Raw genomic sequence first — 21529 nt, 5'->3', positions numbered from 1 at the left:
TTGCCTTGATATTGGGTGATTTGTCACCAACATCAGCAAGCGCCCACATGAATTACCTGATCAAATTGTTAAAGAGCGGTTTCGCTGTGCTTAACTGGCTAGCCGTTGAACTGGCTTACCGCAGCGAGGAAGGCGTATTCTACGCATTTCCTGGCGCTTGTCAAGGGCGTTGTTTTCGATGTAAACCTGACCACATCCAAAACCGCTAACTCGTTGACAAACCGAAGCTTTTACACTTCATTCACCGCTGGTAACGCTTGGCGTCCCCGGCAGCGGATGCGTACTTTACGGTTTCGCTACCGGGTTGGCAAGAGGTGTTGTGAAAAATAATACGGAAAGTTCAAATAAGCGTCACACGGGCGTAACGTTTCTTACCCGCCTGAATAACATAGCTCTTACCTGTCGCCAGCATAGTCTCTTTGGTAACAATGTCGCCGTCGACCTTAACCCGCCCATTACCCAGCATGTCTTTGGCTTGGGCACTGTTATTTGCAAGCTCCGCTCGATTGAGCACTGCCGCAATGGGCGCTTGCTCACTGCCTTCAAAATCGACCGTAACTTCGGGCAGGTCTTCCGGCAGTTCGCCATCGGCCAGCTGATTACCCGCTGACTTGTGCGCATTGGCGGCTGCTTCGTCCCCGTGGTAGCGAGCGATCAGCTCTCGCGCCAGCTCCATCTTTATATCCCGCGGGTTCGCTCCCTGTTCTACGCTCTGCTTCAACGCGGCGATTTCTTCGTTAGATTTCAACGAGAGCAGCTCAAAATAGCGCCACATTAAGCTGTCTGGCATGGAAACCAGTTTATTGAACATGGAGCCAGGCGCTTCATCGACACCAATGTAATTATTCAATGACTTCGACATCTTCTGCACGCCGTCCAACCCTTCGAGCAGCGGCATGGTGATAACCACTTGGGGCTCCTGGCCGAAGTGCTTTTGAATCTCGCGGCCCATCAGCAGGTTGAACTTCTGGTCAGTACCGCCCAGCTCCACATCCGCTTCAAGGGCTACCGAGTCGTAGCCTTGCACCAGCGGGTAAAGGAATTCGTGAATCGCTATTGATTGATTGGCCTTGTAACGCTTTTCAAAGTCATCGCGTTCCAGCATACGTGCGACTGTACTCTGGGCTGCCAGCTCAATCATTTTGGCAGCGGAAAGCTCGCCAAACCATTCCGCGTTAAAACGTACCTCGGTCTTTTCAGGGTCGAGGATTTTAAACACCTGCTCTTTATAGGTTTCGGCGTTGGCTTTCACGTCCTCTTCGGTGAGCGGTTTACGCGTCACGTTTTTGCCGGTTGGGTCACCGATACGTCCGGTAAAGTCGCCAATGAGAAAGATGACCGTGTGCCCCAAATCCTGAAACTGGCGCATTTTGGTCAGCAACACGCTATGCCCGAGGTGCAAATCAGGGGCCGTGGGATCAAAGCCCGCTTTAATACGCAGTTTGCGGCCGGAGGCTAGTTTCTTTTTTAAGTCATCCTCAACCAGGATTTCATGCGTACCCCGCGCCAGCAGCGCTAAAGCCTGATCCACCTCACTCATTGCCTCTCTCCACTATGTAAGAACCGCCCTTGCCGGACGCTCAGGTGATAAATAACCGACGATGTTACCATGCCCGTTCGACTTGGTTGAGCCTTGGTTGAGCCCTGGTTTGATCTTAGCCCCCGCTTTGCACGAGCTAGCTTATGAAAACACTTGCCGCTTCGCCGCTTTATTATATTGGCCTGATGTCGGGCACTAGCCTGGACGGTATCGATGCCGCGCTCATCGCCATTGAAAATGATTCGCCGCCGCGCCTGCTGGCAACCCATGCCGAGCCAATGCCGGACGAGCTTCATCGCCTACTGTTTAACCTGTGTCATGCAGAGCAAGTCAGTTTTGCGCAGCTCGCAGCAGCGGAGCACGCGTTCTGCCAATGTCAGGCACAAGCCGTGCAACGCCTATTAGCCCCCCTTGCAGTGGGCGTAGAACAGATCAGTGCTATCGGCAGTCACGGCCAAACCATCGAGCACGCTCCTGCAGGCTACGACGGCGGCCCGGCTTATACGCTTCAGATGGATAATCCCAGTCTGCTGGCAGAACTCACCGGCTGCACGGTAGTAGCCGATTTCCGTCGCCGCGACCTAGCCGCTGGCGGACAGGCTGCACCGCTGGCACCGGCCTTTCATCAGGCGCTATTTGGTCGAGCAGACGCGCATCAGCTGGTGCTTAATTTAGGTGGCTTTGCCAATCTCACCTGGCTTTCTAGCCAGCCGACCGATCCAGTCATCGGTTTTGATACCGGGCCCGCGAATGTCTTATTGGATGGCTGGTTTGCCTTGCACCAGGGCGGCCGCTTTGATCAGGACGGTGATTGGGCCGCGAGCGGAAAGGTAGATGAAGCGCTGTTAGCTCGATTGTTATCAGAACCGTTTTTTCAGCAACCGCCGCCAAGAAGTACAGGGCGTGAGCTATTTCACCTCGACTGGTTACAACACCATCTTAGCGGTCAGGAAGCCGCTGTTAATGTACAGGCAACGCTTGCGGAGCTTACCGCCGTGAGTATCGCTAATGGCATTAAACAACTGCAGATCAATGATGGCCCGCTGACGCTGATCACTGCTGGCGGCGGCGCCCATAACGGCTATTTAATGCAGCGCCTTGCCTACCATCTGCCTAGCGTCACGCTCACTTCACCAGCGGCGTACGGCTGGCCTGAAGATTGGATTGAAGCGGGCGCCTTTGCCTGGCTGGCTCATCAGCGGTTGAATCATCTGCCTGGCAACTTGCCCTCGGTCACTGGCGCACAGGGGTCGCGCGTGCTGGGCGGCATTTATGCTGCGTAGTTAAATATTAGCAAAGGGCTAACGCTTAATAATCATCGCCATCGCGCAGACTTAAATGACTCGGCACCTGTTCATCTAGCGACAGGTTACGACCCTTGGCATCGCTATAATTAAGCAGCATACGCAGGTCGTTAGCCGAGTCGGCGTGGGCCATGGCCACCTCCCTACTGATATGCCCCGCCTGATGCAGGTCATGCAGCGCCTGATCAAAGGTTTGCATCCCGGCATCGCGGGATTTGGCCATCGCTGCTTTAAGCTCGGCGACCTCCCCTTTACGGATCAAGCCGGCAATGCGCGGCGACTGCAGCATGATCTCAATGGCAGCACGGCGCCCGCCTGCCAGCGTGGGCAACAGTTGCTGGGCGACGACCGCACGCAGATTCAACGAAAGATCCATCCATATCTGCTCATGGCGTTCATGGGGAAAGAAATGAATGATGCGCTCCAGCGCCTGGTTGGCGTTATTGGCATGCAGCGTTGCCAGGCAGAGATGGCCGGTTTCAGCAAACGTCAGCGCGTGCTCCATGGTCTCCCGGGTGCGGATTTCACCAATCAGAATGACATCCGGCGCCTGACGCAGCGTGTTTTTAAGCGCCACCTCAAACGACTCGGTATCAATCCCCACTTCGCGCTGATTCACTATGGCGCGCTTATGGGGGTGCAGGTACTCAATAGGGTCTTCGATACTGATGATATGGCCGCCGACGGTTTCGTTGCGCTGCTGAATCATCGCCGCCAGGGTCGTCGACTTCCCGGTTCCCGTACCGCCGACCACTAACACCAGCCCGCGCTTGGCCTGAGCTAACTCAGCCAACTGCTCCGGCACACCCAGCGCCTCCAGGCGAGGAATCTCGATCGCGATACTGCGCACCACCATGGCCATTTGATTGCGCTGCTGAAACGCACTGACCCGAAAGCGCCCTTTGCCCTCGCGACTCAGCGCGAAGTTCGCTTCATGCTCGCTGGCAAACCGCTCGCGCAAGCCTTCCGGTAGTGTGTGGGTGACCAGTTCGCTGACCTGATGAGCGGTTAAACGCTGCTGACCCAGTGGCACCAGCCCATCGGGCATTTTTAGGCTTGGCGGTGCGCCTACTGAGATAAGCAAATCGGAAGCGTTCTGCTCGACCATAATGTCGAGCAACTCATGCAGCCACTGAGTGGGCGAGAGCTCGACAGATGGCGCTTGAATTGAGCTGTCTTTAGTCATCTTTTATCGCCAGCGTTCCCTTCGCACTCAGCTGCGCCTCTTCTAAGCTTACCGTACCGTCTTTCACTAACCGAGACAGCGTGGCATCCAAGGTTTGCATGCCCAGGCTGCCGCCGGTTTGAATAGCTGAGTACATCTGCGCCACTTTGTCTTCACGAATCAAGTTGCGCACTGCAGAAGTGGCAATGAGGATTTCATGGGCCGCTACGCGTCCGCCGCCCTGACGTTTAAGCAGTGATTGTGACACCACTGCCTGGAGCGATTCCGACAGCATGGAGCGCACCATGGCTTTCTCTTCGCCGGGAAAGACATCAATGATCCGGTCGATGGTCTTGGCGGCAGAGGTGGTATGCAGCGTTCCCAGCACCAGGTGACCCGTCTCTGCTGCGGTCAGCGCTAAGCGGATGGTTTCCAGGTCACGCAGCTCGCCTAATAAAATGACATCCGGGTCTTCGCGCAGCGCACTGCGCAAGGCATCGGCGAAGCTATGCGTGTCGCGGTGTACTTCGCGCTGGTTAATCAAACAGCGTTTGCTAGCGTGGACAAACTCAACGGGATCTTCAATGGTAAGAATATGCTCGTAACGATGGTCGTTGATGTAATCCAGCATCGCCGCCAAGGTCGTGCTTTTACCCGACCCGGTTGGCCCCGTCACCAACACCAAACCGCGCGGTAGCATCGCCAGGCGTTCAAATACCTCTCCCAGCCCCAGGGTTTGCATGGAAAGCACTTGGTTGGGAATAGTGCGAAACACTGCCCCCGCGCCGCGCGCTTGCGTAAAGGCATTAACGCGAAAGCGCGCCACGCCCGGCACTTCAAAAGAAAAATCGATTTCCAGATGCTCTTCGTAGTCGCGCCGCTGGCGATCATTCATGATGTCATAGATCAATTTACGCACATCGTTATTATCGATGGCGGGCACATTGAGCCGACGAATGTCGCCATCAACACGTATCATAGGCGGCAAACCGGCCGAAAGGTGCAAGTCAGAGGCATTCTGCTTTGCCGAGAATGCTAGCAGTTCGGTAATATCCATCTCTCTTTCCAGCTGCGGTAAGGTGCTTGAGTATGACAGACATCGCACTTAACGAGTCACTCGGCTATGCATACGCTCAGGCGCGTGAACGCCTGCATAACGCATTAGCAGACGCGGGGCGCGCTCAGGACGCGGCCGAGTTACTGGCAGTCAGCAAAACCAAGCCCGCGGCGATGATTCGTCAAGCCTGGCAGCTTGGTCAGCGTCAATTTGGTGAAAACTATTTGCAAGAAGCGCTCGAAAAGCAAGCTGAACTGGCTGATCTTGACGACATTGTATGGCATTTCATTGGGCCACTGCAGTCCAACAAGACACGCGCTGTGGCCGAGCACTTTGACTGGATGCACAGCGTCGACCGACTAAAAATTGCCAAGCGTCTTAGCGAACAGCGGCCAACGCACCTTGCGCCGCTCAACATCTGCCTGCAGGTTAATATCAGCCGCGAAGAGAGCAAAGCCGGCGTGCTGCCCGAGGAGCTGGAAGAGTTGGCCCGGGAAGTTGCCATGTTGCCTAATTTGTACCTGCGCGGCTTAATGGCGATCCCCGCTCCGGCAAAAAGTCTCGACGCTCAGCGCCAGCCATTGGCAGCACTACGCGAGGCTTTCATCGCCTTACAAAAAAGCTTGCCAGACGCGCCCCTGGATACGCTTTCGATGGGCATGAGCGACGATTTAGAAGCCGCCGTGCTGGAAGGCGCCACGCTGGTACGCTTAGGCACCGCGATTTTTGGCGCCCGCCAGTCGGCTTAGGTGAATAGCAGCCACCTACATTTTCACTGAGCATACTTTCACAAAAGGACAGCTACCATGGCGAATCAGATTACCTTCATTGGGGCCGGCAACATGGCCAGCGCGATTATCGGCGGCCTAATTGATAGCGGCATCGAACCGGCGACTATTACCGCCACCGCGCCGAATGACAGCGAACTGGCATCGATTAAGCAGCGTTTAGGCATCAATACCGACACCGACAATAACGCGGCGGTGGCTGAGGCCGATGTGGTGGTACTCGCGGTGAAGCCGCAGATCATGCGCAACGTATGCGAAGCGTTGCGCGACAGCGTTCAGCGACAGAAGCCGTTGGTTATCTCGATTGCCGCTGGCCTGGATGCCGACACGATTGACCAGTGGCTAGGCGGCCAAAACGCCATGGTTCGCTGCATGCCCAATACGCCCTCGCTGGTCGGTTATGGCGCCAGCGGCCTCTACGCCAATGCCAAGGTCAGCGACGCTCAGCGCGACGTGGCGACCCAATTAATGGAAGCGGTCGGCATTGTCGAGTGGGTGGAAGAAGAAACTTTATTAGATGCTGTTACTGCCGTTTCGGGCAGTGCCCCAGCCTACTTCTTTCTGATGTTCGAAGCCATGGAAGAAGCCGCAGTTAAACTCGGCCTGCCTGCCGCCACCGCGCGCCGTCTGGCTATTCAAACCGCGCTGGGTGCCGCCACCATGGCACAGCAGAGCGATAAAGACCCGGCCACGCTGAAACAGAATGTCATGTCACCGGGGGGCACCACCGAACGTGCCATTCAGCATATGGAAGAGGCACAATTGCGCACCACCATTGCCGACGCCATGCAGGCCTGTGCCGATCGCGCCCAGGCCATGGCCAAGGAACTGAGCGGCCGTTAATACAGCTATTCGGCTAGCACCATCGTTCGGCTAACGCAGCCTTCCAGCAACGGATCATCAAGGAGACACACTAATGGGCAATGCAGGGTTAATGCTGATCAATACGCTGATCAATATTTATCTATTTTTACTGATGCTGCGTTTTTTGCTGCAGGCATCGCGAGCAGATTACTACAACCCGTTAAGCCAGTCGGTGGTCAAAATCACCCAGCCGGTGGTAGGGCTGTTCCAAAGCTTTTTAGGCCCCGTTGCCGGCCGTTTTGATCTTGCCACCCTGGCGGCAGGCTTTGTACTCAAAGTTGCCAGTATTATTGCTATCTTCATGATCTTTGGTTACGGCATGCCGCCCGTTCCGGGGTTACTCATCGCAGGTGTGGCTGCCTTGGCGAATGCGATTTTAAAGATCTACTTCTTCGCCCTGATTGTGATGATCATTTTGAGCTGGGTCGCGCCCAATGCCAGCCACCCGGGCGCGCTACTGGTGATGCAACTGGTAGAGCCGATTATGGCCCCGGTTAGAAAAGTCATTCCACCGCTGGGCATGATCGACCTGTCGCCAATCGTTCTGTTTATTGCTATTAACATCATTGACGGCCTGGTAGTGGGCGCCATGATTCGTGCTGCGGGCATGCCCGGCGCGCTGGTCGGTCTTTAATGCGCATTGCCAATCACTTGTTCCAGTGGATCGATTTAGCCAGATTCATTCAGCAGGACTCTTTCAGCCGGATTAGCAACTTCAATGCCTGATACAGATACGCTTGCGTTTGCAGACCGGCCGACGGACTCCGTCGGACTGGTGACGCCGCACGTGGCACGCTTCGACACACCGCTTTCCCTTGCCTGCGGTAAAGTGCTGCCTGCCTACGAATTGATTTACGAAACTTACGGTACTTTAAACGCTGAGCGCAGCAATGCGGTACTGATTTGCCATGCGCTCTCGGGCCACCATCATGCCGCTGGCTATCACAGCGAGGAAGACCGCAAACCCGGCTGGTGGGATGCCCATATCGGTCCCGGCAAAGCGATCGACACCAACCGTTTTTTTGTGGTGTCGCTAAACAATCTGGGCGGCTGTCACGGCAGTACCGGCCCGATTAACCACAACCCTGACACCGGCCGCCAGTGGGGCCCCGATTTCCCCATGGTGACCGTCAGCGATTGGGTTGCCAGCCAGGCGCGGCTTGCCGACCACCTGGGGATTGAACGCTGGGCTGTGGCAGTAGGCGGCAGTCTCGGCGGCATGCAGGTAATGCAGTGGACAATGACCTATCCGGAGCGGGTGGCTAATGCGGTGGTCATTGCCGCCACCCCTCGGCTATCGGCACAAAACATCGCCTTTAACGAAGTGGCCCGCCAGGCGATTCGCTCCGACCCTGAGTTCTTTGATGGCTGGTACGCCGAGCACGACACCGTGCCCAAGCGGGGGCTTAAGCTCGCGCGCATGGTGGGGCATATCACCTACCTGTCAGAAGACGCCATGGGCAGCAAGTTTGGCCGTGACCTGCGCAGCAATGATCTCAACTTCGGCTTCGATGTTGAGTTTCAGGTAGAGTCCTACCTGCGCTACCAGGGCGATACGTTCTCCACCGCTTTTGATGCCAACACCTACCTGCTGATGACCAAGGCGCTGGACTACTTTGATCCGGCGGCCACTCAGGGGGGCGATTTTGCCAAAGCCTTGGCGCCAGCTCAGTGCCCGTTTTTGATTGTCAGCTTTACCACCGACTGGCGATTTCCGCCCTCGCGCTCCCGCGAGCTGGTCGATGCGCTAACCCGCGCTGGCAAGGCAGTCAGCTATGCCAACATTGAGTCACCCCATGGGCACGATGCTTTCCTACTCTCGAACCCACGCTACGATGCCATCGTCAGCGCCTTTATGAATCGCGCTGCCCGCGAGCTTGATCTTGTTGAACCGGGCCTTGTTAAATTGGGCATAGAGGAGACGCCATGATGCGCGCCGACCTTGAATTAATTTACGACTGGGTGCCCGAAGGCGCGCACGTGCTCGACCTTGCCTGCGGCGACGGCGAACTGCTTGAGACGCTGGCGCGCAATAAGGCGGTGACCGGTTATGGCTTAGAGATCGACCATGACGGCATTAATGCCTGCGTGGAACGTGGCGTTAGCGTTATTGAGCACAATCTGGATGACGGCTTAAGCAGCTTTTGCGACAACAGCTACGATCAGGTGATCATGACCCAGGCCCTGCAGGCGCTGCGCCGTCCGGACAAGATGCTCGATGAAATGCTGCGTGTTGCCGAAGAGGGCATCATTACTTTCCCCAATTTCGCCTATTGGCGCCATCGCGTACATTTGGGTCTGCGCGGCTATATGCCAGTCTCCAAGTCGCTGCCCCACGCCTGGTACGACACGCCCAACATCCACCTCTCCACGTTCAACGACTTTGAGCACCTGTGCCGCGAAAAAGGCTTGGTCATTGTTGATCGTGCGGTGGGTGTGGGCGATCATCAAGGTCACTGGAAATCGCGGCTATGGCCCAACTTATTCGGTGAAATTGCCATTTTCCGCGTTCGCCGCCGCTAGTTTTTCGTTGCGTTTAAACGTAACCCAAGGAGTCACGCCATGTTACGCAGATTAATGATCAGCGCCGCCCTTATTGGCACGCTCTTAGCCTCTGCTGCTACCAACGCGGAACAGTTCGACCGGGTTGGCGATTACGAGATTCACTACAGTGCGGTGAACAGCAGTTTTTTAACGCCGGAAGTGGCCCAAGCCAACAACATTCAGCGCAGCGCCAACCGCGGCCTGATCAATGTAAGCGTGCGCGAGCGCCAGGAGGACGGCAGCACTCGTTCAGTTAACGCCAGCGTGCAAGGCCACGTTAGCGGCTTGACGGGCGCCCAGGAGTCGCTCAGCTTTCGCACCGTGCATGACGGCGATGCCACTTACCACCTAGCCCCTTTTACCCTACGCGACGACGAAAGCATGCGCTTTGAGTTAAGGGTGCGCTACGACCGCAACGCCGCCCCCGAACCGGTGAGCTTTATTCAGCGTTTTTATATTGATCGCTAAGCGCTATTTATATAAAGCTCGTGTGCCGCACAGGCAAATTGCGGGTTAACCGTACGCCAATGGGGCGTTCCTGCTCTCGCTCTACTGTCATACCATAGGCCAGCACTTCCACCCCGCTAGCCGATGCGTCGGCGAGGGCAGCCGCGTAAATCGCGTCAATATGCGCAGCGGCAGCTACGTCAGCAATGCCTTCGTGGGCGACACAAAACAGCAGCACCGCCCGTTCGCCCTGCTCTGCCAGCACTCGCAGCGAATGCAGGTGCTTGGTACCGCGCACGCTTACTGAGTCCGGGAAGTAGCCGTGGCCGTCCTGCTCTTTGAGGGTGACCTGCTTCACCTCGATATACGCCCGCCCCCGTTCGGGGTCGTCGAGCCTAAAATCGAGGCGGGCATCGGCCACTTTCACCTCTCGGCGCAGGGTGGCGTAGCCTGCCAACGGTGCCAACGCTCCCGCCTCCAGCGCCGCTTCCACGATGCGGTTAGCGCGGCCGGTATGCACCGAGGCGAGCGCCACCTGTCCATCCGCCTGGGGCAGCTCGATAAACTCCCACGTCCAAGCCAGCTTGCGCTTGGGGTTATCGCTAGGTGACAGCCACACTCGGCACCCGGGCACGTTCACTGCCTTCATTGAACCGGTATTGGGGCAGTGGGCGACGACTTCGCGGCCATCATCCAAACGCACATCGGCGAGAAAGCGCTTGTAGCGCTTGATCAGCGTGCCCGGCACCAGCGCCGGATAGACTAGCATCACAGCCTGCCCACAAAGCGTGTAATCCGTGCCACTGCCTCTTCCAGCCGGGCCACATCATTGGTGAAAGCAATGCGCACGTGGTGTTCGCCGCCACGCACGGCAAAATCAATGCCGGGGGTAATCGCCACGTTCTCCTCCTGCAATAAGCGTTCGCAGAAGGCCTGGCTATCACGGCTGTAGCGGGAGATATCCAGCCACAGATAAAACGCCCCTTGGGGCGGGAGATCCGGCGCCAGCCCCAAGCCTGCAAGGCCCTCAAGCAGCACCTGGCGGCGCTCTTTCAGGGTTTCACGGCGCTTTTCAAGAATACCCCGGCACTCAGGTGTAAACGCCGCCAGGGCGGCATGCTGCGACGGCGTCGCCGCGGCCAGAAACATGTTCTGCGCCAGCCGCGTTAATGGCTCCACGGCATGCTCTGGCGCCACCAGCCAGCCCAAGCGCCAGCCGGTCATGCCAAAGTATTTTGAGAAGCTGTTGACCACAAAGGCGTTGGCGGAGAGCGAAGTCGCCGACAGCGGCGCATCGTCGTAATTGAGGCCCTGATAAATCTCATCGACGATGACCTCGCCTTCGTGCTCAGCGACCGCTGCCAGCACGGCAGAGAGCTGTTGCGCGCTCAAGGTGTGCCCGGTGGGGTTAGAGGGCGACGCCAACATCGCAAGCCTCATGCCAATGCCGGGCGACCAGGGCAGCATCCAACTGCCAGCCGCTCTCGCGCCCCACAGAGATCGCATCTATCTCAGCGCCCGCCAGAGCCATAAAGTGGCGATTGCAGGGGTAGTTGGGGTCAGCCATCAGCACCCGCGAGCCGGATTCAACTAATAGTTGGCTGGCCAGCAGCAGTGCCCCCGACGCCCCTGGGGTTACCAAAATGCGCGCTGGGTCCACCGTAGCGTTAAAATGCTCTGCGTAATGCCCGGCGATTGCCTCGCGCAGCGCGGGGAGTCCCGCTGCGGGCGTATAACGAGTATGGCCACTGGCCAGCGCCTGCTGCCCGGCAGCGACAATCGGTGCTGGGGTAGCAAAGTCCGGCTCACCCACTTCCAGATGGATCACATCGTGACCGGCGGCTTCACGCGCTTGGGCCATCTCCAGCAAATGCATGACCCGAAAAGGGGCAACGTGATCGACACGCGAATTCCAGGCCATAATGGCTCCCTCATCTAATTCATTCTTGAAACTGGGTAAATATTGAAAAACTAACTAAAACATGGCGCTAGTCATATTTAAGGCCAAACAATCGTCGAAAGCGCACCATTATGCTTGCAACTCAGTCATTTTTCAGCTAAACAAGCATCCCTTTGGCGTGAGATCGTGACAATCGCTCATGGTCGATCAGTAGTCACATATGGAAGGGGGCAGTCCCATGCCAGTAGCAGAAAAGAAACCGGAAGCGTCCAAGTCCTTCACCCCCTATGAGCCAGCACCGGGTGAAGAGTATATGAACGATCAGCAGCTAGCGCACTTCCGACAGCTGCTGTTGGATTGGAAACAGGATCTCATGGAAGAGGTGGATCGTACCGTACGCCACCTGCAAGAAGATGCGAACAACTACGCCGACCCCGCCGACCGAGCTACCCAGGAAGAGGGCTTCAGCCTGGAACTGCGTACTCGTGATCGCGAGCGTAAGTTGCTCAAGAAAATTAACGAAACCATCGATAAAATCGATGATGATGACTATGGTTTCTGCGAAGCCTGCGGCGTTGAAATCGGCATTCGTCGCTTAGAAGCTCGCCCCACCGCCACACTCTGCGTGGACTGCAAAACCTTAGCGGAACTTAAAGAGAAACAGCTCGGCGGCTGAGTACTCGCAGCACGTTCGACTTGAACGCGGGCACCTTAGGGTGCCCGTTTTTGTTGACAGCGCTTGCCTGAACCACTGAGGACGACGCGACGATGAACGACTCTGTTGGCTACCGCGGACGCTTTGCGCCGACGCCCTCCGGCCCACTGCACTTTGGCTCTTTGGTCGCCGCCTTAGGCAGTTATTTAGATGCTCGCGCGGCTGGTGGGCAGTGGTTGGTACGCATTGAGGATATCGACCCACCCCGCTGTCCCGAAGGCACAGCGAGCACCATCCTGCGCCAGCTGGAGACCTTTGGCCTAGAGTGGGATGGCAGTGTCATGTGGCAGCACACCCGCGGCGTGGCTTACCAACACGCTTTAGACCAGCTTATTCAGCTAGACCTCGCCTACCCTTGCAGCTGTTCCCGCAAGCAGTGGCAAGGCTATGACATCTATCCCGGCTGGTGCCGCGATGGTGTTTGCGAGCCCCATAAACCGGTGGCTTGGCGGCTGCGCAGCGACCGTGGCGAGCGCCCCATCCGCTGGCAAGACCGGCTGTTTGGCGCGCAGCAATTTGACCCGGCTGAACTGGGCGATGTGGTATTAAAGCGCAAAGATGGCCTGTGGGCGTATCAACTAGCGGTGGTGGTTGACGACGCCGAGCAGCATATTACCGATGTGGTACGCGGGCTCGATTTGCTCGATAACACCCCCTGGCAGCGCCAGCTACAGAACGCCCTTCAGCTACCCCAACCGCGCTACCTGCACTTGCCGCTCATCGTCACCGCCGAAGGCCAGAAGTTGTCTAAGCAGAACCTGGCCCCATCCCTGGCGGAAGATGAGCGAGAAGTACGCCAGCAGCTCTTTCAGGCGCTGGCGGCGCTGGATCAAGCACCGCCTCAAGAACTTGCCTCAGAGCCCCCAGCGATTCAGCTACACTGGGCGGTAACCAACTGGTCGTTGGCGCGTTTAAGCCCAACAGCACACCGTTTAACCCCCTCTTTACCTCCAGCAGGAGACTGATATGTACGTCTATCGCATCATGCTGTTTTTGGTGTTTGGCGGCTACCTGCTCTCTCCGCTGCTGATGAACGGCTGGAGCGACCCCGAGGCCGCCTGGTACCGGCCGTTTGCGATTTGGGGCGGCTTGATAGCGCTAACCCTCTGGCTAGAGCAGAAGAGAAAGCTTGATGAGCGTTGAGATAATCGGGGTACTGTTGCTGGGGTTAGGCTACTTGGCGCTGCTGTTTGGCTGCGGTTTTGCCGTTGAGCGGGGCTGGGTGCCGGTGCGCATTACCCGCCACCCAATTGTCTATACCTTAGCGCTTGGGGTTTACGCCAGCGCCTGGGCAATTTACGGCAGCGTGGAAATGGCTGCCCACGCAGGGTTTGGCTACCTCGCTTACTACCTGGGCGCAGCAGGGGCCTTCTTGCTTGCTCCCGTACTACTGGTGCCCATCCAACGTATTACCCGCACCTATCAGTTAACGTCGCTGGCGGATCTGTTTGCCTTTCGCTTCCGCTCCCGTTGGGCGGGTACGCTGGTCACCCTGGTTAGCCTGCTGGCGGTGCTGCCGCTGCTCGGCATTCAAGTCCAAACCCTGAGCGAAGCCATCAATATCATCACCGCCAGCCAAGCGGGGTCCAGCGTTGCGCTGGTTTTTTGCGCCGTGATTGCCGCCTTTGCGGTCATTTTCGGCGCACGGCACAGCCAAACCTACGGCCGTCACGATACCCTGCTCAGCGCCATCGCGTTTGAATCTATCGTCAAGCTACTGGCCATGCTAGGGCTCGGCGCAGTCGCCATGTGGATGGTGTTTGATGGCCCTGGCGACCTGCAGCAGTGGCTGGAAGGGCCCGGCGCGGCCCTCCAGCAACAGACCCCAAAGCTGGACCCAGCCCAGTGGCGAACCCTGCTGCTACTGTTTTTCGCCGCCGCCTTTATGATGCCGCATCTGTTTCATATCAGCTTCGCGGAAAGCCTATCGCGGCATACGTTGCTGCAAGCGAGTTGGGCGCTTCCGCTGTTTCTGCTGTTGATGGCGCTGCCTGTGCCGTTGATTTGGTGGGCGGCTCAATCCGCCGCGCCGAATATTCCCCTCACGGCTTATGCCGCCTACCTGATGACCGAACACTGGTGGGTAGGGGCGCTGGCGTTTATCGGGGGGCTCGCCGCCGCCAGCGGCACCATGATTATGATTGCGCTGGCGCTCTCGGGCATGGTGCTCAATCATATTGTGCTGGTTGCCAGGCCCCCCGAGGCACGCAGCAACCTTTATGGCTGGCTACTCTGGCTGCGCCGTGGCTTAGTGGTCGCTGTGATTATCGGCGGCTGGGTATTTTATCAGTGGGTAGGGCGCCACCATGGTCTCATCGGCTTGGGGTTAGCCGCGTTTGTCGGCATGGCCCAGTGCCTGCCCGGCATGCTAGCGCTGCTCTACTGGCCGGGTGCTAACCGTAAAGGCATGATTATTGGCCTTAGCGCAGGCGTCGGCGTATGGCTATGGGGGCTATGGCTGCCGCTAATGCTCTCCCTACCCGTACCGACGCTGCCTTTTACACCGCTAACCGATACCGGTGCGCCAGTGTGGTACAACGTCACGCTGCTGTCGTTAGCGGTCAATATCCTGCTGTTGATTGTGGTATCGCTATTTACGCGTATCTCCGAAGGAGAAAAAACGGCCGCGGAAGCCTGTTCAGTCGATGCGGTGATTCGCTCCAAACGTTTTCCACTGGAAGCCGCCACAGCGAGCGATTTTTCTACTCACTTAGCCCACGCCCTTGGCGATGAGGCGGCAAGCCGTGAAGTGAACCGGGCCCTACAGGCGCTCAACTTAACGCCCCAGGAACGTCGCCCCTACGCGCTACGCAGGCTGCGCGACCGAATCCAGGCAAACCTCTCCGGTTTAATGGGTCCATCGGTGGCGCGGGACATCGTTGATCGCTACCTGCCCTATCGCCACGACGACGCCCCGGAAACCGACGACATTCACTTTGTTGAGAGCCGCTTGGAAGCCTACCGCTCGCGGCTAACGGGGCTGGCCCGTGAACTCGATGGCTTACGCCGCCATCACCGCCAGACCCTGGCTTATTTACCGGTTGGGCTTTGCGTTCTGGGCGATGATGATGAGTTGTTAATGTGGAATCAGGCGCTCTCTCAACTCTCGGGTATTAGTGGTGACAGCGTGATCGGCTCGCGCCGCGATAGCCTTCCCGCTCCCTGGCCAAGCCTATTGGGCAGCGTGCTAGACGCAACATCTGGCCCGCTCTACAAGCAAGCGGTGTCGTTGCACGGTAAAGACTACTTTCTGACCCTACACAAAGCCATTCTCAGCGGCCATGACAGCCGGGGCGGCAGCGTTATCCTGATTGAAGACCACACCGAAATGAAATGGCTAGAAGACGAACTGGTGCATGCTGCGCGCCTTGCCTCTATCGGCCAGCTAGCGGCAGGGGTCGCCCACGAAATCGGCAATCCGATGACCGGCATCTCATCACTGGCGCAAAACCTGCGCTACGACACCAACGATCCAGCGCTGTTGGAGACCGCCGATCAAATTCAACAGTTGACCCAGCGAGTGACTAAAATCGTCAATTCATTGGTCGGCTTTGCCCATGGCGGACGCCAGGCGGTAGCGCTGCCGGCCTCTCCCGTGTCACTTTCAGCTATTAGCGAAGACGCGCTGCACTTGATCCACCTAGCCCGATCGGGCGAGGATGTTAGTTTAACCAACGCGGTGCCCGCCGACCTGACCGTTCGCGGCGATGCCCAGCGGCTAACCCAAGTGATGGTCAACCTACTGAGCAATGCCCGCGACGCCTGCAACCAAGGCGGGCAAGTCCAGATTAGCGCAGGATGTCACGGGGAGCTTGCCTGGTGGCGAATAAGCGATAACGGCCCAGGGATTGACCCACGGGTGCGCGACCACTTGTTCGAGCCCTTTACCACCACCAAGCCCGCAGGCGAAGGTACTGGTTTAGGCCTTTCGCTGGCCTATCAGATTATCAATGAGCATCAGGGCAAAATAGACGTGGCCTCACCACCGCCCGGACAGCCTCGCGGCACTGCCATTACCCTCTGGCTGCCGCTTTACCAACAGGATGATCAGCCACCTTATGCCTAGCATTCTGATTGTTGAAGACGAAACGATTATTCGCAGCGCCTTAAAGCGCCTACTGGAACGCCATGACTATGCGGTTAGCGAAGCCGCCAGCGCGGAGGAAGCCAGCCAGCTTGAGCTCAGAGGGTTCGACCTGATCATTAGCGACCTGCGCCTGCCGGGCGAACCTGGCACAGCCCTGATTGCTGCTGCAGCGCCGGTGCCTGTCTTGATCATGACCAGCTACGCGAGCATGCGCTCCGCAGTGGAATCGCTCAAACAGGGCGCAGTGGACTATGTCGCCAAGCCCTTCGACCACGCCGAACTACTCGAAACCGTTGCACACATTCTGCAAAAACAGACGACGCCGCAAAGCCCACCGCCGGCTATTACCGATGCCGGAGGCAGCCGACAAACCATGATCGGCAACTGCGCTGCCATGCAGCAGGTTTACACACGCATTCGCAAAACTGCGCCGGCGGATGTCACCTTACTGGTACTGGGTGAGTCGGGCACTGGTAAAGAGCTTGTGGCGCGCGCGATTCACCAGCAAAGCAAGCGTGCCAACGCACCGCTGATTTGCGTTAACTGTGCGGCAATTCCTGAAACACTGATTGAGTCAGAGCTGTTTGGCCATGAGAAAGGCGCTTTTACCGGCGCCAGCGCTGCACGCACCGGCTTAGTTGAAGCTGCCGATGGCGGCACGCTATTTTTGGATGAGATTGGCGAACTGCCACTGGATGCCCAGGCGCGCCTGTTGCGCGTTCTTCAAGAGGGCGAAATCCGTAAAATTGGTTCGGTGGAAACTCGTCACGTGAATGTTCGCCTGATTGCAGCAACCCATCGTGACCTGCTTGCACTGTCAAAAACCGGCGAGTTCCGCCTCGACCTTTACTACCGGCTAAACGTGATGCAGATCGAACTGCCGCCTCTGCGCGAGCGTGAAGATGACGTACTTGAAATCGCCGATATTCTGCTCGACAAGGCGTGTAAACGCCACGAACGTACGGGGCTGCGCCTCTCCCGCGCGGCCCGCCAAGACCTGCGCGACTACCCTTGGCCAGGCAACGTGCGTGAACTAGAAAATGCCCTGGAACGCGGCGTCATCCTTGCCGAAGGGCATTTGATCCACCCGGATGATTTGGGCTTAGCACCCACCCCCGCTCGTGCCCATGCTGCACCCAACGCGACGACGCCAACCGCGAATGCCAGCCTGGATAAAGGCGCTGAAGAGAATGACGACGACCTTTCATTAGAAGATTACTTTCAGCACTTTGTGCTTGAGCACCAAGACCAAATGAGCGAGACCGAGTTGGCACAAAAACTCGGCATTAGCCGTAAAAACCTCTGGGAGCGGCGCCAGCGTCTAGGCATACCGCGTAAAAAAACGGCACGGCGCCCAGGTTAAGCGTCTGGGCATGCCTGGCCATTAGGCCTATCGCTTGCATCGCCTACGACCATTGTCTAATACACTGATTTAAATAAGAAATATCCCTACCTTTTGCCACTCATGCACTGTTACCTTCCCACACAAGCAAGCGCACAATCGGGCGCAAAAGCGGTAACACTTCTTGCAATGCCAAATTCCTCAACGCCACTAAAAACGCCAACCATCTGAAATTTATAAATTATCGAATAGATGGCACAGCGTCTGCAGTATTACTGGGTAAGAAAAACAAAATGGGCATAGCGGTAGGTCACCAACAAAAACAACATGACCTCGCCACAACCTGAGCCACAACAAAAACAATGGGGCCAGGTAGAGACAATGTACTAATAACAACAACAGGCTTGAGTCTCATGACTTGCTTGCGCAAGCGGTACAGGCGCAATCAACAAAAATAAAACAAGCAAGTAGCCCGAAAAGGACGCGACGTACGCCAGCAGCTTTGCATCCTAACAACAACAATAGCAGTCAGCGTGTACACCCCGGCGCCAACAACAATTCCCCGGGGGAGAAAAAGTTCGCGGTTGGATTATTGTTTTGAATACGAGGCGGTCGGAACTATCTTGATCCTCACGCCTACCGACTGCGGTGCGTATTCAGGGCGATGTGCCATCATGAAGAAAAAATAGCAGCACGGACGCTGATTTATTGCTTTATAGGGGAGGCTCTCTTAGCCTCCCCTTTCCGTGTTTGGTCACTTGAGTTCGCGCTAACCAGCGGCAAATGCTTTGCAAGCCTTAGGGTGTCGGATACACTCAGGTATTAACTGTCCATGTTAGGTACACATTTGTCCTGCTTTTACATAGACACGTTACCTATTTATAGGCTTTTTTTATGTACCCTGCGAGTTGAAATCGTCGCATGTTTAAAGGATTTACCCGTTTCCTACACAGCCCGGGAGAGCAATTGAAAACCTTGCTCGATCCCCAAGAGAGCACCACCCGCGCCCTCTCTCCGCGTAACATCCCTCGGTCAGAGCACCCTGTTTCTCGCCAGCATATTAGCGATGCCGCTTTAAAAGTGCTTTATCGCCTTAGCGGCGCAGGCTATGACGCCTATTTGGTGGGCGGCTGTATCCGTGATGCACTGCTTGGCAAAATGCCCAAAGACTTCGATGTAGCCACCGACGCTACTCCCGAGCAGGTGCGAGACCTATTTCGTAATTCGCGCCTGATCGGCCGCCGCTTTCGGATTGTACACGTGCGCTTTGGTCGCGAGGTCATTGAGGTCACCACCTTTCGTGGCAAGCCCCAGGACGAGCATGGCGATCATATTGCCCACCAGTCCGACGCTGGGCTGCTGCTCCGCGATAATGTCTGGGGCAATATCGAAGAGGACGCGCTGCGGCGCGACTTTACCATCAACGCGCTCTACTACAATATTGCCGACTTCAGCATTACCGACTTTGCTAATGGCGCCAGCGATATCCAGACGCGTACGCTGCGACTGATTGGCGACCCGGCCACGCGTTATCGCGAAGATCCAGTGAGGATGCTGCGGGCGGTGCGTTTTGCGGCGAAGCTCGACTTCACGATAGATCCCGCCACCGAAGCGCCGATGTACGACCAAGCCCCGCTGCTGTTGCAGATTCCGCCAGCGCGGCTATTCGACGAGGTGCTTAAGCTGTTTATGTCGGGCTATGGGCTAGTCACCTTCCGGCTGCTCAGCCACTACGGCCTGTTTGGCATGCTGTTCCCCGAAGCCGAAGAAGCCATGGCCGACGCTGCCTGGGCCGAAGAGCTAATCGAGCAAGCGCTGACCAACACCGACAAGCGCATCGCCGAAGAGCGCCCGGTCACCCCGGCCTTTTTGCTGGCAGCCTTCCTATGGGCGCCGGTCAAACAGCGCCAGGAAGTGCTGGAGCAGGAAGGCATGCCGCCCATTCCCGCCCTGCAAGCAGCCGCGCAGCAGGTGGTCTCGCGGCAGTTAGAGCACATCTCGATCCCCAAGCGCTTTGGTATTCCCATGCGCGAAATTTGGGAGCTACAGCAGCGCTTGCCCCAGCGGCGTGGTAAAAAAGCCTTTCAAACCCGCGAACATTCGCGTTTCCGGGCGGGCTATGACCTACTGCTGCTGCGTGAACAGGCGGGCGAAATACCGCGAGGGTTAGGCGACTGGTGGACCGCGTTTCAGCGCGGTGATGAGCACGAACAGCGTCGTCTACTGCAAAAAGTCGGCGGCGACCCCGCCAGCCAGGGCGATCGCCGTCGCAAACGGCGGCGTAAACCACCCAGCCCAGATTCAGAGTAGTCTTTAATGCCGATTCAAATCGCCTATATCGGCTTAGGCAGCAATCTTGAGTCGCCTATTGAGCAGGTTAGCGAGGCTCTTGATGAGCTGGCCACGCTGCCACTAACCCGGTTAGTGGCAGCGTCATCGCTTTACGCCAGCCGTCCGGTGGGGCCGCAGGATCAGCCTGACTTTATCAACGCGGTAGCCACGTTGGAGACCCGGCTCTCGCCGCTGGCGCTACTCGACCAGCTTCAGGCGTTAGAGCAGCAGCATCGCCGCCTCCGCCAGCGCCACTGGGGGCCCCGCACGCTCGACCTTGACCTGCTGCTCTACGCTAGCGACCACATCGACTCGCCGCGGTTACGCGTACCGCACCCGCAAATGACTGCCCGGGCCTTTGTACTGCTCCCCCTCGCAGAGGTCGCCCCCTCTCTCGATCTTCTCCAACAGCCGCTATCCATCTGGCTTGAACGTGTTGAAAACCAAGGCTTGGAACGCTTACCTAACGCCTAGTGTGCGGCTAACGCTACCATTTGACACAAATCTCGACACCGACACCCCATTCAGGTAACAATTGCCGGTTACGCCACTTCGCGCCTGCAGGGAAGCAGCATTAATAATGGTCGGCTGCCTATGTCGCAGCGGCCTCAAGTAAAACATGAGAGCACGCCATGAAAACCGTCACCCTAAGCACGCTGCAGGCCTATAAGCAGGCTGGCGAGACGTTCAGTTGTCTAACCGCTTACGACGCCTCCTTTGCCCATGCGGCAAGCCAAGCAGGCATTGATGTCCTGCTGGTCGGTGATTCGCTAGGCATGGTGCTGCAAGGCCATAACAGCACCCTACCCGTCACCATTGACGATATCGTTTACCACACCCGATGCTCGGCGCGTGGTAAAGGGCATAGCCTGCTGATGGTGGATCTGCCGTTTATGAGCAACGCCACCACCGAGCGCCTGCTGGAAGATGCCGGTGCCGTAATGCGCGCGGGCGCGGAGCTGGTCAAACTGGAAGGCGAAGCGTGGATGGCCGATGGCATCCGTGAACTCACCCGCCGCGGCGTACCGGTATGTGCCCACTTGGGCTTAACCCCGCAAACCGTGCATCAGCTAGGTGGCTATAAAGTTCAAGGGCGCGACGCCGCTCAAGCGGAACGCATCATTAATGACGCAAAAGTACTTGTCGAAGCGGGCGCCTCGGTGATTCTGCTTGAGTGCGTCCCTGCCAGCCTGGGCAAAGCGGTCACAGAAGCGCTGGATGTGCCGGTGATTGGCATTGGCGCTGGGCCGGATACCGATGGCCAGATACTGGTGATGCACGATGTGCTCGGCATTACCCACGGCCGCACACCCCGCTTTGTCAAAAACTTTATGGTCGAGGCGGACAGCATTCAAACCGCTTTCCAGAACTACCATGAAGCAGTTAAAACCCGTACCTTCCCGGCTCAAGAGCACTGTTTTTAAACCCCATTTTTGTTATCGACA

General features: G+C 57.2%; 20 protein-coding genes and 1 pseudogene. 16 read left to right on the top strand and 5 right to left on the bottom strand.

Features of this window, described 5'->3' with window-relative positions; all coding sequences use genetic code 11:
• Positions 1–209 (top strand): hypothetical protein (locus RZA33_RS16600; RefSeq protein ID WP_317508811.1); only part of this gene is annotated, 209 nt, incomplete at its 5' end.
• A 131-nt stretch (positions 210–340) separates the two neighbouring features.
• Here RZA33_RS16600 and tyrS read toward each other — a convergent pair.
• Positions 341–1540: a tyrosine--tRNA ligase gene (gene tyrS / locus RZA33_RS16595; RefSeq protein WP_317508810.1), complete on the bottom strand. Its 1200-nt coding sequence runs from the start codon at positions 1538–1540 to the stop codon at positions 341–343.
• Positions 1541–1683: 143 nt separating this feature from the next.
• Between tyrS and RZA33_RS16590 the strand changes: the two genes are divergently transcribed.
• Positions 1684–2823, top strand: coding sequence for an anhydro-N-acetylmuramic acid kinase (locus RZA33_RS16590; protein ID WP_317508809.1), 1140 nt, complete (start codon positions 1684–1686; stop codon positions 2821–2823).
• Positions 2824–2848: 25 nt separating this feature from the next.
• Here the strand turns inward: RZA33_RS16590 and RZA33_RS16585 are convergent, their stop codons facing one another.
• Positions 2849–4030 (bottom strand): PilT/PilU family type 4a pilus ATPase, encoded by a 1182-nt coding sequence (locus RZA33_RS16585; RefSeq protein ID WP_317508808.1) that lies wholly within the window; start codon positions 4028–4030, stop codon positions 2849–2851.
• Positions 4023–5066, bottom strand: a complete 1044-nt coding sequence (locus RZA33_RS16580; RefSeq protein WP_317508807.1) for a type IV pilus twitching motility protein PilT — start codon at positions 5064–5066, stop codon at positions 4023–4025. Before RZA33_RS16580 ends, RZA33_RS16585 begins: the two co-directional genes overlap by 8 nt.
• Before the next feature lie 32 nt (positions 5067–5098).
• On the opposite strand from RZA33_RS16580, the gene RZA33_RS16575 reads away from it, so the two are divergent.
• The 6 genes from RZA33_RS16575 to RZA33_RS16550 all read left to right on the top strand — a co-directional run bounded on the left by RZA33_RS16575 (position 5099) and on the right by RZA33_RS16550 (position 9730).
• Positions 5099–5815, top strand: a complete 717-nt coding sequence (locus tag RZA33_RS16575) for a YggS family pyridoxal phosphate-dependent enzyme (RefSeq protein ID WP_317508806.1) — start codon at positions 5099–5101, stop codon at positions 5813–5815.
• A 57-nt stretch (positions 5816–5872) separates the two neighbouring features.
• Positions 5873–6697: a pyrroline-5-carboxylate reductase gene (proC, locus tag RZA33_RS16570; RefSeq protein WP_317508805.1), complete on the top strand. Its 825-nt coding sequence runs from the start codon at positions 5873–5875 to the stop codon at positions 6695–6697.
• Between the two features lie 73 nt (positions 6698–6770).
• Positions 6771–7352: a YggT family protein gene (locus tag RZA33_RS16565; RefSeq protein WP_317508804.1), complete on the top strand. Its 582-nt coding sequence runs from the start codon at positions 6771–6773 to the stop codon at positions 7350–7352.
• Positions 7353–7436: 84 nt separating this feature from the next.
• Positions 7437–8648 carry a homoserine O-succinyltransferase MetX gene (gene metX, locus RZA33_RS16560; RefSeq protein WP_317508803.1) on the top strand — a complete coding sequence of 404 codons (1212 nt, stop codon included), beginning with the start codon at positions 7437–7439 and terminating at the stop codon, positions 8646–8648.
• The gene (metW, locus tag RZA33_RS16555) at positions 8648–9241 is read left to right on the top strand and encodes a methionine biosynthesis protein MetW (protein ID WP_317508813.1); all 594 of its coding nucleotides are present in this window, start codon (positions 8648–8650) and stop codon (positions 9239–9241) included. The genes metX and metW overlap by 1 nt, the downstream gene beginning before the upstream one ends.
• A 39-nt stretch (positions 9242–9280) precedes the next feature.
• The gene (locus RZA33_RS16550; protein ID WP_317508802.1) at positions 9281–9730 is read left to right on the top strand and encodes a DUF4426 domain-containing protein; all 450 of its coding nucleotides are present in this window, start codon (positions 9281–9283) and stop codon (positions 9728–9730) included.
• A 7-nt stretch (positions 9731–9737) separates the two neighbouring features.
• On the opposite strand, the gene sfsA is transcribed toward RZA33_RS16550, so the two are convergent.
• Together sfsA and RZA33_RS16540 are read right to left on the bottom strand one after the other, a co-directional pair.
• Positions 9738–10478 carry a DNA/RNA nuclease SfsA gene (gene sfsA, locus RZA33_RS16545; protein ID WP_317508801.1) on the bottom strand — a complete coding sequence of 247 codons (741 nt, stop codon included), beginning with the start codon at positions 10476–10478 and terminating at the stop codon, positions 9738–9740.
• A pseudogene (locus RZA33_RS16540) lies at positions 10478–11630 on the bottom strand (aminotransferase class I/II-fold pyridoxal phosphate-dependent enzyme). Before RZA33_RS16540 ends, sfsA begins: the two are co-directional and overlap by 1 nt.
• 217 nt (positions 11631–11847) lie before the next feature.
• Between RZA33_RS16540 and dksA the strand changes: the two are divergent.
• The 8 genes from dksA to panB all read left to right on the top strand — a co-directional run bounded on the left by dksA (position 11848) and on the right by panB (position 21508).
• Positions 11848–12285, top strand: coding sequence for an RNA polymerase-binding protein DksA (dksA, locus tag RZA33_RS16535; RefSeq protein ID WP_317508800.1), 438 nt, complete (start codon positions 11848–11850; stop codon positions 12283–12285).
• A 92-nt stretch (positions 12286–12377) separates the two neighbouring features.
• A complete protein-coding gene (gluQRS, locus tag RZA33_RS16530) occupies positions 12378–13289 on the top strand; it encodes a tRNA glutamyl-Q(34) synthetase GluQRS (protein ID WP_317508799.1) in 912 nt (303 codons plus the stop codon).
• A gap of 1 nt (position 13290) precedes the next feature.
• A complete protein-coding gene (locus RZA33_RS16525; RefSeq protein WP_007111811.1) occupies positions 13291–13467 on the top strand; it encodes a hypothetical protein in 177 nt (58 codons plus the stop codon).
• Entirely contained in the window at positions 13457–16390 is a 2934-nt protein-coding gene (locus RZA33_RS16520; RefSeq protein ID WP_317508798.1) for an ATP-binding protein, read from the top strand. Before RZA33_RS16525 ends, RZA33_RS16520 begins: the two co-directional genes overlap by 11 nt.
• Positions 16383–17774, top strand: a complete 1392-nt coding sequence (locus RZA33_RS16515; protein WP_317508797.1) for a sigma-54 dependent transcriptional regulator — start codon at positions 16383–16385, stop codon at positions 17772–17774. Before RZA33_RS16520 ends, RZA33_RS16515 begins: the two co-directional genes overlap by 8 nt.
• A 900-nt stretch (positions 17775–18674) precedes the next feature.
• Positions 18675–20063, top strand: a complete 1389-nt coding sequence (gene pcnB, locus RZA33_RS16510) for a polynucleotide adenylyltransferase PcnB (RefSeq protein WP_317508796.1) — start codon at positions 18675–18677, stop codon at positions 20061–20063.
• A gap of 6 nt (positions 20064–20069) precedes the next feature.
• Positions 20070–20558, top strand: coding sequence for a 2-amino-4-hydroxy-6-hydroxymethyldihydropteridine diphosphokinase (gene folK, locus RZA33_RS16505; protein WP_317508795.1), 489 nt, complete (start codon positions 20070–20072; stop codon positions 20556–20558).
• 158 nt (positions 20559–20716) lie between these two features.
• A complete protein-coding gene (gene panB, locus RZA33_RS16500) occupies positions 20717–21508 on the top strand; it encodes a 3-methyl-2-oxobutanoate hydroxymethyltransferase (protein ID WP_317508794.1) in 792 nt (263 codons plus the stop codon).
• Positions 21509–21529 lie beyond the last annotated feature (21 nt).

It is taken from the genome of Halovibrio sp. HP20-59 (assembly GCF_033052795.2).
In the GTDB taxonomy this organism is placed as follows: domain Bacteria; phylum Pseudomonadota; class Gammaproteobacteria; order Pseudomonadales; family Halomonadaceae; genus Vreelandella.
The sequence above is the reverse complement of the archived record's forward strand: the minus strand, read 5'-3'. Positions and strand labels throughout refer to the sequence as shown.

What these genes read in the sequence shown, in the direction of transcription:
- metW (WP_317508813.1), top strand. Translation starts at nt 8,648, where the DNA reads ATGCGCGCCGACCTTGAATTAATTTACGACTGGGTGCCCGAAGGCGCG.
- RZA33_RS16585 (WP_317508808.1), bottom strand. Translation starts at nt 4,030, where the DNA reads ATGACTAAAGACAGCTCAATTCAAGCGCCATCTGTCGAGCTCTCGCCC.
- RZA33_RS16575 (WP_317508806.1), top strand. Translation starts at nt 5,099, where the DNA reads ATGACAGACATCGCACTTAACGAGTCACTCGGCTATGCATACGCTCAG.
- RZA33_RS16590 (WP_317508809.1), top strand. Translation starts at nt 1,684, where the DNA reads ATGAAAACACTTGCCGCTTCGCCGCTTTATTATATTGGCCTGATGTCG.
- tyrS (WP_317508810.1), bottom strand. Translation starts at nt 1,540, where the DNA reads ATGAGTGAGGTGGATCAGGCTTTAGCGCTGCTGGCGCGGGGTACGCAT.
- pcnB (WP_317508796.1), top strand. Translation starts at nt 18,675, where the DNA reads ATGTTTAAAGGATTTACCCGTTTCCTACACAGCCCGGGAGAGCAATTG.
- folK (WP_317508795.1), top strand. Translation starts at nt 20,070, where the DNA reads ATGCCGATTCAAATCGCCTATATCGGCTTAGGCAGCAATCTTGAGTCG.
- metX (WP_317508803.1), top strand. Translation starts at nt 7,437, where the DNA reads ATGCCTGATACAGATACGCTTGCGTTTGCAGACCGGCCGACGGACTCC.
- sfsA (WP_317508801.1), bottom strand. Translation starts at nt 10,478, where the DNA reads ATGCTAGTCTATCCGGCGCTGGTGCCGGGCACGCTGATCAAGCGCTAC.
- RZA33_RS16580 (WP_317508807.1), bottom strand. Translation starts at nt 5,066, where the DNA reads ATGGATATTACCGAACTGCTAGCATTCTCGGCAAAGCAGAATGCCTCT.
- RZA33_RS16525 (WP_007111811.1), top strand. Translation starts at nt 13,291, where the DNA reads ATGTACGTCTATCGCATCATGCTGTTTTTGGTGTTTGGCGGCTACCTG.
- RZA33_RS16515 (WP_317508797.1), top strand. Translation starts at nt 16,383, where the DNA reads ATGCCTAGCATTCTGATTGTTGAAGACGAAACGATTATTCGCAGCGCC.
- RZA33_RS16550 (WP_317508802.1), top strand. Translation starts at nt 9,281, where the DNA reads ATGTTACGCAGATTAATGATCAGCGCCGCCCTTATTGGCACGCTCTTA.
- proC (WP_317508805.1), top strand. Translation starts at nt 5,873, where the DNA reads ATGGCGAATCAGATTACCTTCATTGGGGCCGGCAACATGGCCAGCGCG.
- RZA33_RS16565 (WP_317508804.1), top strand. Translation starts at nt 6,771, where the DNA reads ATGGGCAATGCAGGGTTAATGCTGATCAATACGCTGATCAATATTTAT.
- gluQRS (WP_317508799.1), top strand. Translation starts at nt 12,378, where the DNA reads ATGAACGACTCTGTTGGCTACCGCGGACGCTTTGCGCCGACGCCCTCC.
- dksA (WP_317508800.1), top strand. Translation starts at nt 11,848, where the DNA reads ATGCCAGTAGCAGAAAAGAAACCGGAAGCGTCCAAGTCCTTCACCCCC.
- panB (WP_317508794.1), top strand. Translation starts at nt 20,717, where the DNA reads ATGAAAACCGTCACCCTAAGCACGCTGCAGGCCTATAAGCAGGCTGGC.
- RZA33_RS16520 (WP_317508798.1), top strand. Translation starts at nt 13,457, where the DNA reads ATGAGCGTTGAGATAATCGGGGTACTGTTGCTGGGGTTAGGCTACTTG.